The sequence below is a fragment of the Bradyrhizobium sp. HKCCYLRH1030 genome (assembly GCF_051168395.1).
GTDB lineage: Bacteria > Pseudomonadota > Alphaproteobacteria > Rhizobiales > Xanthobacteraceae > Bradyrhizobium.
The window spans coordinates 849,846-860,811 of the sequence record NZ_JBNPUY010000001.1; the positions used below are offsets into that span (position 1 = coordinate 849,846).

Annotated in this window: 11 protein-coding genes; 5 read left to right on the top strand and 6 right to left on the bottom strand. The window is 65.1% G+C overall.

Annotated features, from left to right (window positions below; genetic code table 11):
- Positions 1–78: 78 nt before the first annotated feature.
- Positions 79–717 carry a TetR/AcrR family transcriptional regulator gene (locus ACQR1E_RS03890; RefSeq protein WP_315749866.1) on the top strand — a complete coding sequence of 213 codons (639 nt, stop codon included), beginning with the start codon at positions 79–81 and terminating at the stop codon, positions 715–717.
- A gap of 22 nt (positions 718–739) precedes the next feature.
- Here ACQR1E_RS03890 and ACQR1E_RS03895 read toward each other — a convergent pair whose 3' ends face one another.
- The 5 genes from ACQR1E_RS03895 to ACQR1E_RS03915 all read right to left on the bottom strand — a co-directional run bounded on the left by ACQR1E_RS03895 (position 740) and on the right by ACQR1E_RS03915 (position 4,615).
- Positions 740–946, bottom strand: coding sequence for a hypothetical protein (locus tag ACQR1E_RS03895; protein WP_315712536.1), 207 nt, complete (start codon positions 944–946; stop codon positions 740–742).
- A 197-nt stretch (positions 947–1,143) separates the two neighbouring features.
- A complete protein-coding gene (gene ccoG, locus ACQR1E_RS03900) occupies positions 1,144–2,589 on the bottom strand; it encodes a cytochrome c oxidase accessory protein CcoG (RefSeq protein WP_315712537.1) in 1,446 nt (481 codons plus the stop codon).
- Between the two features lie 37 nt (positions 2,590–2,626).
- The gene (locus tag ACQR1E_RS03905) at positions 2,627–2,830 is read right to left on the bottom strand and encodes a YgaP family membrane protein (RefSeq protein ID WP_315827454.1); all 204 of its coding nucleotides are present in this window, start codon (positions 2,828–2,830) and stop codon (positions 2,627–2,629) included.
- Positions 2,831–2,891: 61 nt separating this feature from the next.
- A complete protein-coding gene (gene trxC / locus ACQR1E_RS03910; protein WP_315712540.1) occupies positions 2,892–3,332 on the bottom strand; it encodes a thioredoxin TrxC in 441 nt (146 codons plus the stop codon).
- Positions 3,329–4,615, bottom strand: a complete 1,287-nt coding sequence (locus ACQR1E_RS03915; RefSeq protein WP_434896691.1) for an NAD(P)/FAD-dependent oxidoreductase — start codon at positions 4,613–4,615, stop codon at positions 3,329–3,331. Before ACQR1E_RS03915 ends, trxC begins: the two co-directional genes overlap by 4 nt.
- Before the next feature lie 120 nt (positions 4,616–4,735).
- Between ACQR1E_RS03915 and ACQR1E_RS03920 the strand changes: the two genes are divergently transcribed.
- The 4 genes from ACQR1E_RS03920 (at position 4,736) to ACQR1E_RS03935 (ending at position 9,734) form a co-directional block, all read left to right on the top strand.
- Positions 4,736–5,035, top strand: coding sequence for an ArsR/SmtB family transcription factor (locus tag ACQR1E_RS03920; RefSeq protein WP_315827472.1), 300 nt, complete (start codon positions 4,736–4,738; stop codon positions 5,033–5,035).
- A 126-nt stretch (positions 5,036–5,161) separates the two neighbouring features.
- Positions 5,162–6,151: an efflux RND transporter periplasmic adaptor subunit gene (locus tag ACQR1E_RS03925; protein ID WP_315712542.1), complete on the top strand. Its 990-nt coding sequence runs from the start codon at positions 5,162–5,164 to the stop codon at positions 6,149–6,151.
- Complete coding sequence (locus ACQR1E_RS03930; protein ID WP_434896692.1) at positions 6,148–9,369, top strand: efflux RND transporter permease subunit; 3,222 nt, start codon at positions 6,148–6,150, stop codon at positions 9,367–9,369. The genes ACQR1E_RS03925 and ACQR1E_RS03930 overlap by 4 nt, the downstream gene beginning before the upstream one ends.
- 8 nt (positions 9,370–9,377) lie before the next feature.
- Positions 9,378–9,734, top strand: coding sequence for a carboxymuconolactone decarboxylase family protein (locus ACQR1E_RS03935; RefSeq protein WP_315712545.1), 357 nt, complete (start codon positions 9,378–9,380; stop codon positions 9,732–9,734).
- 8 nt (positions 9,735–9,742) lie between these two features.
- Here ACQR1E_RS03935 and ACQR1E_RS03940 read toward each other — a convergent pair whose 3' ends face one another.
- Positions 9,743–10,957 (bottom strand): M20 family metallopeptidase, encoded by a 1,215-nt coding sequence (locus ACQR1E_RS03940; protein ID WP_315827452.1) that lies wholly within the window; start codon positions 10,955–10,957, stop codon positions 9,743–9,745.
- Between the last annotated feature and the right edge of the window lie 9 nt (positions 10,958–10,966).

Sequence of the window (10,966 nt, forward strand, 5' to 3'; positions counted from 1 at the left end):
GCGAGCGCTGAGACAACAGGCCGAGTTGATGGACGCCCGCGCAGGTCCGAGAACCGTCCTCAGGCGAGGCGCCGCAACATGCGCGCCGCCGACCGCGAGCGCGTGATCGTGGATGAAGCGATCCGCTTTTTCGCCGAGCGCGGCTTCGAAGGCCAGACGCGGGAGCTCGCCAAGCGCATGGGCATCGCGCATTCGGTGATCTACCGGCACTTCCCCAGCAAGGAAGCCCTGATCGAGCGCGTCTATCAGGAGGTCTATCTCAGCCGCTGGTCGCAGGACTGGGGCCCGCTGATCCGCGATCGCAGCCTTCCACTCAAGGCGCGACTGACCGGCTTCTATCTCGACTACGTGGCACGCGTGTTCGAATACAACTGGGTGCGGATCTTCGTGTTCTCCGGCATGAAGTCGTTCGGCATCACCGGCCGCTATCTCGACCTCGTCCGGCACGAGATCATCGAGCCTGCCGCGATCGAGCTTCGGCATGAACTGCAGCTGCCAGACGCCGCCACCTGCCCTCTCGGCAGCCGCGAGACGGAGATGTTCTGGGGACTGCACGGACGCATCTTCTATCTCGCGATCCGAAAGTTCATCTACGAGACACCGGTTCCATCAGATCTCGAGCAGACCGTGCGTGATGCGATCGACCTCTTCATGGACGGCGCCAGACTGGCGCTCCCTCGGCTCCTGCGCGACGATCAGGCCGGACCAGCACGATGATCCGGCCCGTCGTCGATGACCGTCACGCCGTCCGGCCGCGCCCGCCCTTGATCTTCGCGGCGACGAGATAGGACAGCGGCATCGCGACGACGAATCCGACCAGCGCCGCCAACGGCAGGTCCTTCATTGGACTCGCAACCAGCCCCTGCACCGTCAACAATGCCGTCACCGCGCTGCCTGCAAGCACGGTGCCCAGCATGACCCAGATGAGAATTGCGACCTTGAACATCTGTCTTTCTCCGTCAGTAGGAAAGCTTCCGATCCCTTGACGCGAGAATGCTCTGCCTGCGGCTTCGAACCGGCATTGATTTGGAACAACCGGACTCAGCAATCGAGGGAGGAGCGACCTGCTCCTCCCTCGATCAATCCCGATGAGCCGACAGAATGTCGCCGACGCCTTACAGTCGGCGATCGAACGACGCTGCTCTATCGTGTCCCCGGAACGAAGTGATCGCGCTTGCTGACCGACGTCCCGGTCGCCGGATCCGTGATCTTGATCTCGATGTCCACCGGCGCCGAGGGAAGGTCGGCCCCCTTGGCCTCGATCGACATGCGGATCTCGCGGGTCTGATCCTGGCCGACGTCGATCACCATACGACCGTCCTGCTCGCGCGTTTCGCCGGCCACCGTCACCTTGGCGTTCGGAAGCCCCACGACGTCCAGCACGAAGTCGCGCGGCCCGCGCTTGTTGAGCAGACGAACCGTGTAGTCGTTGCGGACGCCGCCATCCGACAACTGCACGAACAGCGGGTTACGTTCATGCAGCACGTTGATGCCCATCGTGCCGCGCGTCACCAGCGAGTACAGCATGATCCCGCCGACGATCGCGATGAAGGTCGCATAGATGATCGTGCGCGGTCGGATGATCCGGTAGATCTCGGGCTTGCCTTCCTTGCGGCGCTGGACGTTGATGTCGGTGTCGTAACCGATGAGGCCCGTCGGACGGCCGATCTGGGTCATCACGCTGTCGCAGGCATCGATGCACAGGCTGCACTGGATGCAGCCGAGCTGGATGCCGTGGCGGATGTCGACGCCGGTCGGGCAGACGTTGACGCATTGATGGCAGTCGATGCAATCCCCGGCGGGTGCGCCCTGCAGCCGTGCAGCTTCCGCCTTCTTGACCGACATGCGCGGCTCGCCGCGGTCGCCCTTGTAGGTGACGTTGAGCGCCCACTCGTCGGTCAGCGCCGCCTGGATGCGCGGCCACGGGCACATGTAGATGCAGACCTGCTCGCGAGCGTGGCCGGCGAACACATAAGTCGTCGCCGTCAGGATGCCGATCCAGAGATAGGCGGTGAACGGCGCCTGGAAGGTGGCGAGGTCCTTCACCAGGGTCGGCGCATCGTCGAAATACAGCACCCAGGCGCCACCGGTCCACCAGCCGATCATGATCCAGAGGAAATGCTTCAGCGCGGCCTGGCGGATGTGGGTGAAGGTCCAGCCGCGCTTGTCGCTGAGCATGCGCTCACGGCGGTCGCCCTCGGCCCAGCGCTCGACGGCGTAGAACAGGTCGGTCCACACCGTCTGCGGACAGAGATAGCCGCACCACAGCCGGCCGGCGACCGCGTTCATCAGGAACAGGGCGACCGCCGCGATGATGAGCAGGCCGGTGAAGTAGTAGACCTCCTGCGGCCACAGCTCGATGAAGAAGAAGTAGAACCGGCGATGCGGGAAATCGACCAGCACCGCCTGGTTCGGCATGCCGGGTCCGCGATCCCAGCGGACGAAGGGCAGCAGGTAGTAGATGCCGAGCGTGATGCACAGGATCGTCCACTTGATGCGCCGGAAGCGGCCGTGCACGGCCGCCGGATAGACCTTGTCGCGCGCCTTGTAGAGCGGCCCGACGATATAGGTTTCGTCCGAGTCAGCCATGATATCCCCGCTTCATCTTGCCGTCCTTCCGACCGATTCAGGAGAACGCGTTGCCGCTTTTGAGCCCCAGCTTCTTGAAGACGATCGCCGCCGGGCAGAAGCCCGTGAACGAGGCCTGGATCATGTTCACGCCCGCAAAGGCCGCCAGCAAGAACCAGTAGGGACTGACGTACCAGCCCAGCGTCAGGCTGAGCAGGACGACGACGCCCGCGAAGGTGAGAACTGCTTTGTCGACGTTCATGACATACTCCTTCATGGTTGCATTTGAGCGTAATCAAGCAAGTGCCGGCCCGGCCGTACGGCTACTGCCGCAGGCCGGACAGTGTCCAGGCGACGATTCGTTGCGAGTCCATCGCACCCGAGATTCGCGCCAGCTCCCGCCCCTGCTGCAGCAGCAGCATGGTCGGAATTCCGGAGATGCCGAGCCGCGCCGACACCTCCGGCGCCTCGTCCGAGTTCAGCTTCAGAAGCTGCACACGCGGCTCCAGCTCTTGCGCAGCGCGCGCGAACATCGGCGCCATCGCGCGGCACGGGCCGCACCATGGCGCCCAGACGTCGACGAGCAGCGGCAGACTGCTATGCGCGACATGGCGTTCGAACGCGGCCTGGTCGACCTCGATCGGATGGCCGCTGAACAGCGGCGTATGACACTTGCCGCATTTCCCCTGCGTCGGCGCCCGGTCCGCGGGCAGACGGTTGATCTGCCCGCAATGGCCGCACACGATCTGCAAACCGTTGCTCATGTGCCGGTCCTGACTTCCTTGATCTTGGCGATGTTGAGCCGGTCGAGCAGGAACTTTTCGTAGAACGGCTCGGGCGTCCCGCGCCTCATCTTGCGCAGGAAGTACTTCTCGAAGGCGACCTTGGCATAGTGCACCCACTCTCCCTTCGACGACCAGTTGACGTTGCGCGGCGGGATCTGCGGCTGGGCCAGGAAGGCGACGCCGGAATCGCCGAAATCGGCAAGACAGATCGCGTTCCAGGTCGGCTCGGCTTTGGGCTCCTGGCCGCGCAGCAGCGCCCCGATGTTCAAGGCCGTCGCCGTCACCATCGATTCGATCATGAAGCCGGTCTTGGGCACGCCGACCGGCACCGGAGTCGGCCCGATCGGCGGAATCGCAACGCAGACGCCGATGGCAAACACGTTGGGGAAGGTCGGATTACGCTGATGCTTGTCCACGACAACGAAGCCGCGGGGATTGGTGAGCTTGTCGATGCCGCGGACGGCCCCCACGCCGCGAAAGGCGGGCAGCATCATCGAATAGGCAAACGGTAGCTCGTGCGTCTTGCGGACGGTGCCGTCGTCGGCGACCTCCTCCACGAACATGCGGCCATCCTCGACCTTGGTGACACGCGCGCTGGTGATCCACTTGATGTGCTTTTCGCGCATCTCGCTTTCCAGCAGACCCTTGGTGTCGCCGACGCCGTCGAGGCCGAGATGGCCGATATAGGGCTCGGACGTCACGAAGGTCATCGGCACCTGATCGCGCATCTTGCGCCGGCGCAGCTCGGTTTCCAGGATGAACAGGAATTCGTAAGCGGGGCCGAAGCATGAAGCGCCCTGTACCGCACCGACGATCACCGGCCCGGGTTTCTCGGCGAGCCTGTCAAAGGCCGCCTTGGCATGAGCGGCGTGGTCGACGTGGCACACGGATTGCGTATGCCCATCGGGTCCAAGCCCCGGGATTTCGTCGAAGGCGAGTTCGGGACCGGTGGCGACGACGAGATAATCGTATGCCACCATGCCGCCGTCCGTCAGCTCGACCTGGTTCTCGGCCGGATGCACGCGCTTGGCGCCCTGCGTCAGCAGCCGGATGCCCTTGCGCTGCATGACGTCGACCAGATCGATCTCGATCTCGTCGCGCTTGCGCCAGCCCACGGCCACCCAGGGGTTGGATGGCACGAAATGATAGGAGGGGCCCTGCGAGACGACGGTCACGCGATCCTCCTTCCTCAGTTGCGGCAACATTTCATAAGCCATCAGCGAGCCGCTCAGCCCCGCCCCGATCACCACGATTTCCGCCATTGGGATCCTCCATCCGCACTTGATTCATTCTTGCTTCATGTCACCGCGGCGCCGCCGCCGGCCTTGACTATATATTCGAATATCTGTATATACGCAACTATGAAAATTAACGCTGACATCATGGAAGCGGCGGCGGACCAGGCCAGCGACCTGCTGAAGGCGCTGTCGAACCGCCATCGCCTCCTGATCATCTGCCAGCTGGTCGACGACGAGCGGTCGGTCGGAGAACTCGCCGAGTTTCTCGGCCTGCGCGATTCGACCGTGTCGCAGCACCTGGCGCTCCTGCGCAAGGACGGCCTGGTCACCGCCAGGCGCGAGGGGCAGACGATCTACTATTCGATCACAAGCGATCCGGCCCGCGAGGTCCTCAAGACGCTCTATCAGGTGTACTGCGGGCCGAGACCGTCACCGAGACTATGAGGATGCCGGACCGGCATCTTGACCGATATCAAACGGGAACTCCCATCCAGGTGAGATGTCTGCAGCCGGCTGCGGACGGCTCGCCCGAACCTCACAAATCGAATCAAACCAGACAGGAATAGGCTGATGCGCAGATTATCGGTCCTGAGCTTGATCGCCGCGATGGCGTGGCAGGCAGCACCGGCCCTTGCGGAGACGCTGACGGTGGCGCCGCGGCAGGTCGCCGACGAGAAGGCGGTGTTCGCGACGGTGGAGAGCATCAGCGTGGTCCCTGCCCGCGGCCGCATCGGCGGCACCATCGTGCAGCTTTCGGTGCGCGAAGGCGACCCAGTCAGGCGCGGCCAGCCCATCGCCTTGATCGGCGACGACAAACTGGCCCTGCAGATCAAATCGCTCGACGCCCAGATCGAAGCGCTGCAGGCGCAAGCGAACCAGGCGCAGATCGACTTCACCCGCACCGAGGGCCTCGTCGAGCGCGGCACCCTGCCCCGCATCAAGCTCGACGAGACGCGCACGGCGCTGAACGTCGCCGAGAACGGGCTGCGGGCTAAGACCGCCGAGCGTGCCGTGGTCAACCAGCAGATGACTGAGGGCCAGGTGCTGGCTCCCGATGACGGCCGCGTGTTGAAGAAGTTGGTTGCCGTCGGATCTGTGGTTCTGCCCGGAGATCCCGTGGTCACGGTGGCGCAGCAGAACTTCAAGCTGCGACTGCGCGTGCCCGAGCGCCACGCTCTCTTTCTCAAGGCCGGCGACAAGGTCCGGGTCGACGGTGCCGAGTTCGGCGACAGCGCCGACAAATGGGGGGTGATCGACCTGGTCTATCCGCAGATCGAGGAAGGCCGTGTCGTGGCCGACGCGATCGTCTCCGGTCTCGGCCAGTATTTCGTCGGCGACCGGCTCCGGGTCTGGATCTCCGGCGGCCAACGCGATGCCTACGTGATCCCGCAGCGCTACGTCACAACGCGGTTCGGCATCGATTATGTCCAGTTGCAGCAAGGGACGCAGAAGGTGAGCGTTCCGGTGCAGCGCGGCCGCGCTCTGCCGAGCGCCGATCTCCCCGATGGACTTGAAATCCTGTCCGGCCTGCGCGCCGGCGACCAGTTGGTGCAGCCGTGAAACTCGGACTCTCAGGCAAGCTTACCCAGGCGACCATCGCCTCGCCGCTGACGCCGCTGTTTCTACTCGCGGCGCTCGTGGTCGGCCTCATCGCCGTCGTCGTGATCCCGCGCGAGGAAGAGCCGCAGATCAGCGTGCCGATGGTCGACATCCGCGTCAGCGCCGACGGCCTGCGTGCGCCCGACGGCGTCGAGCTCGTGACCAAGCCGCTGGAGACCATCGTCAAGGCGATCGATGGCGTCGAACACGTCTACAGCCAGACCGAGGACGACCGTGTCATGGTCACCGCGCGGTTCCTGGTGGGGACCAAGTTCGAGGACGCGATCCTGCGCGTCCACGAGAAGCTACGCGCCAACCTCGACCGCATCCCCGTCGGCATTCCCGAGCCGCTGATCGTCGGCCGCGGCATCAACGACGTCGCCGTCACCGTGCTGACGCTGTCGCCGAAGCCGGAAGCCGCCGGGCGCTGGTCCGACAAGGACCTCTACGAGCTCGCCGACAAGCTGCGTGCGGAGCTGACCAAGGTCGACAATATCGGCCTGACCTATATCTCCGGCGGCGGCGCCCAGCAGATCCGGGTCGAGCCCGATCCGGAAAAGCTGTCGCTGTTCGGCGTGACTCTGCAGCAGCTCGTCGCCAAGGTGAAGGACGCGAACCGCTCTTTCCTGGCCGGAGACGTTCGCGACGGCGGTATCGTGCGCAACGTCGCCGCGGGCCAGACGCTCACGGGCATCCCGGACATCGGCCTGCTGCTGATCTCGACGCGCGACGGCCGTCCCGTCTATGTGCGCGACGTCGCCACCGTCGTCATCGGCCCCAACCTCGCAGAGCATCGCGTCTGGGATGACGCCCGCACCGACAAGGGCGACTGGCACCGGGTGCCGGCGGTGAGCCTCGCGCTCGCCAAGCGCGCCGGCGCCAATGCCGTGGTGGTGTCTCACGACATCGCGCAGCGCCTCGAAGGGCTGAAGGCCAGTCTCATTCCGAGCGACGTCGCAGTCACGGTGACGCGCGACTACGGCGAGACCGCCAACGAGAAGGCCAACGAGCTGCTGTTCCATCTCGGCCTCGCCACGATCTCGATCGTCGTGCTGATTGCGGTCGCCATTGGCTGGCGCGAAGCCCTCGTCACCTTCGTGGTGATTCCGACCACGATCCTGCTGACGATGTTCGCCGCCAATCTGATGGGCTACACGATCAACCGGGTCAGCCTGTTTGCCCTGATCTTCTCGATCGGCATCCTGGTCGACGACGCCATCGTCGTGGTCGAGAATATCGCGCGCCATTGGGGCATGCATGACGGCCGGCCGCGCCTGCAGGCCACCATCGAGGCGGTCGCCGAAGTCGGCAACCCCACCGTTGTCGCGACCTTGACCGTGGTCGCCGCCCTGCTGCCGATGCTGTTCGTGTCGGGACTGATGGGCCCCTACATGGCGCCGATCCCGGCCAACGCCTCGGCGGCGATGCTGTTCTCGTTTTTCGTCGCCATGGTGGTGGCGCCGTGGCTGATGCTGCGGCTGGCGCCGAGGTCCACCAGCGCCTCGGCGGACTCTCACGACGCGCATGGCGAAGGCCGTCTCGGACGCATCTACCGCAGCGTCGCGCGCCCGATCGTCGCCAGCAAGCGCTCCGCCTGGATCTTCCTGCTCGGCGTCGGCATCGCCACCTTGCTGTCGATGACGCTGTTCGCCACCAAGTCCGTCACCGTCAAGCTGCTGCCGTTCGACAACAAGTCGGAGATCGCGGTGATGGTCGATCTGCCCGAAGGCGCGAGCCTGGAGGATACCGAGCGCACGCTGTTCGCGGCCACCGACATTGCGCATGGGCTGCCGGAGATCACGACCGTGCAGAGCTATGCAGGCACGGCAGCGCCGTTCAACTTCAACGGTCTCGTGAGGCACTACTATCTGCGGGAGCGGCCCGAGCTCGGCGAGCTCCAGGTCAATCTCGCCGCGCGCGGCGACCGCAAGCGCGCGAGCCACGACATCGCGCTCGAGCTGCGCCAGCGGCTGAAGAGCATCCCTGTGCCGGCCGGCACCAGCATCAAGGTGGTCGAAGTGCCGCCCGGGCCTCCGGTGCTCGCCACCCTGCTGGCGGAGATCTACGGTCCGGACGCGGCGACCCGGCGCGCCGTCACCACCGAACTCAAGAAGGTCTTCGCCGACGTTCCCTTCATCGTCGACATCGACGATTCCATCGGTCAGCGACGGCCGCGTCTGCGACTGTCGATCGACCAGGACAGTCTCGAGTTCTTCGGTGTCGAGCAGCGCGACGTCTACGACACGATCCAGACGCTGTTCGGCGGCGTCTCGGTCGGCTACTCGCATCGCGGCGAAGACCGCAATCCGATCGAGATCGCCGTGCGTCTGCCGAAGCACGACAAGAGCTGGAGCCAGGCCCTGGCCTCGACGCCGGTGCCCGCCAACACGGTGCCCGGCAGCAAGACCGTCGTCGAACTCGGCCAAGTCGTGAAGGCCACCATGGAAGAGGGGTCGCCGATGATCTTCCGCCGCGACGGCCGCTTTGCCGACATGGTGATGGCAGAACTCGCCGGCCGCTTCGAGGCCCCGCTCTACGGCATGCTCGCGGTCGCCGACCGGATCGACGCCCATGACTGGGGCAAGCTGCCGAAGCCCGTGATCGGCTTCCACGGCCAGCCCAAGGACGAGTCCCGTCCGACGCTGCTGTGGGATGGCGAATGGGAGATCACCTACGTGACCTTCCGCGACATGGGCGCCGCATTCGGCGCGGCCATCCTCGGCATCTACGTTCTGGTCGTGGCGCAGTTCAAGAGCTTCCGGCTGCCGCTGGTGATCCTGACGCCGATCCCGCTGACCCTGATCGGCATCCTGCTCGGCCACTGGTTGCTGGGCGCGCCGTTCACGGCGACGTCGATGATCGGCTTCATTGCTCTGGCCGGCATCATCGTCCGCAACTCGATACTGCTGGTCGACTTCATCCGGCACAGTGGCGGCGAGGGCAAGACCCTGCGCGACGTCGTGTTGGAGGCCGGCGCCGTGCGCTTCAAGCCGATCCTGCTGACGGCGCTCGCGGCGATGATCGGTGCTGCGACGATCCTGCTCGACCCGATCTTCCAGGGGCTGGCGATCTCGCTGCTGTTCGGCCTGGCCTCCTCCACCCTGCTCACCGTACTCGTGATCCCCGCGATCTACATCGCACTGCGCGAGCCCGGCAAACCCACCACGAAGATGTCGTAGGAGCTATCATGACCAAGCTGTACAGCGAGATCTGCAAGGACATCTCGGGTAACCTGAAGACGCTGCGCAAGGACATTCCGGACGTCATGCAGGGCTTCTCTGCACTGGCGAGGGCCGCCGCCGCTGATGGCGCGCTCGACAAGAAGACCAAGGAGCTGATCGCGCTGGCGATCGGGGTTGCCGTTCGGTGCGACGGCTGCATCGGCTTTCACGCGGAGGCGCTCGTCCGTCTCGGTGCAAGCCGGCAGGAGGTCGAGGAGACGCTCGGCATGGCGATCTACATGGGCGGCGGACCGTCGTTGATGTATGCCGCCGATGCGATTGCGGCGTTCGAGCAATTCCAGCAACAGGCAGCCGCCGCCTGAGCGCGGGTTCAGCCGCAGATATCGAGAATGGCCAGCATGTAGATGCGGATCATGTCGAGATAGTCGGGAATGTCGACGCGCTCGTCCGGCATCGTGTTGTAGCGGCCGCCCGGTCCGCAGACGATGCCCTCCATGCCGCCATAGGTATAAAGATGGCCGGCATCGGTGCCATAGAAGCAGCTCGGCGTCACCGGGCCTGTCGGCTGGGCGGCGCCGCGCACGACACGATAGGCATTGTTGACGGCACGGACGATCGGGCTGTCCGGCGCGACCTCGAACGGCGGCATGGTCGGCACGCCGGCGCGGTCCTCCGACATCAGATGGGCCTTCAGGCCGGGAAAACGCCCCTCCAGCGCATCGAGCTCGCGCCGCATGTCCGCGAGCGCGCCCTGCTCGGTCTGCCCAGGAGCGTAACGACCGGAGCCCTTGATGCGGACGAAATCCGCGACCTGCGGCGTTCGCCATTCGTGCAACTCACGACCGAGCGCGCCGTGCACGACGCCGACATGAACGCGGTTGATGGCCTCATGTGCCGGCGAACGCGCGCCGGAGAACCGCATCGCATTGAGGCGCGGAATGAGATCGCAGGCGGCGGTGATGGCGTCCACCGCCTCCTCGCGCTTCGACAGATGCCGCGTGTTGCCGACGAGCTCGATGATGAACATGAATGCCGCGGCATGCATCGTCATCGCCTTGAGGTCGGTTGGCTCGGAATTGATGAAATAGTCCGCGCGCAGCCCCTGCTCCAGCAACGAATAGGTGCCGACTCCGCCTTGCAGCTCGCCGACCACATAGGTCAGAACGACATCACCCCTCAGCCTGACGCCGGCCTCGATCAGCGTCTTGACCGCGCAGAAATAGGCGGCGTCGCCGGCCTTCATGTTTGACACGCCGATTCCGTAGACGAAGTCGTCGTCCACCTTCCCCGCCCAGGGATCGAGGGTCCAGCCCTCGGTCACCGGATTTGTATCGACATGGCCGTTGAAGAGCAGGCTCTTGCCGCCGCCGGTGCCGTGCCAGCGGCCGACCGCGTTGACACGGCCCTCGGCCCCGAACGGGGCGACGGCGGCATCCAGGCCGATCGCGCTCATCTGTTCAGCCATGAAGGTCGCGAGCTGCTTCTCGCCCTCGGTCTTCGAATAGCTCTTGTGCTGAACCATGCGCGACAGCAGCGCGAGCGAAGCTGGAATGTCGATGCGGGCGAGCAGGTCGTTGCGATCCATGGGGGCAAT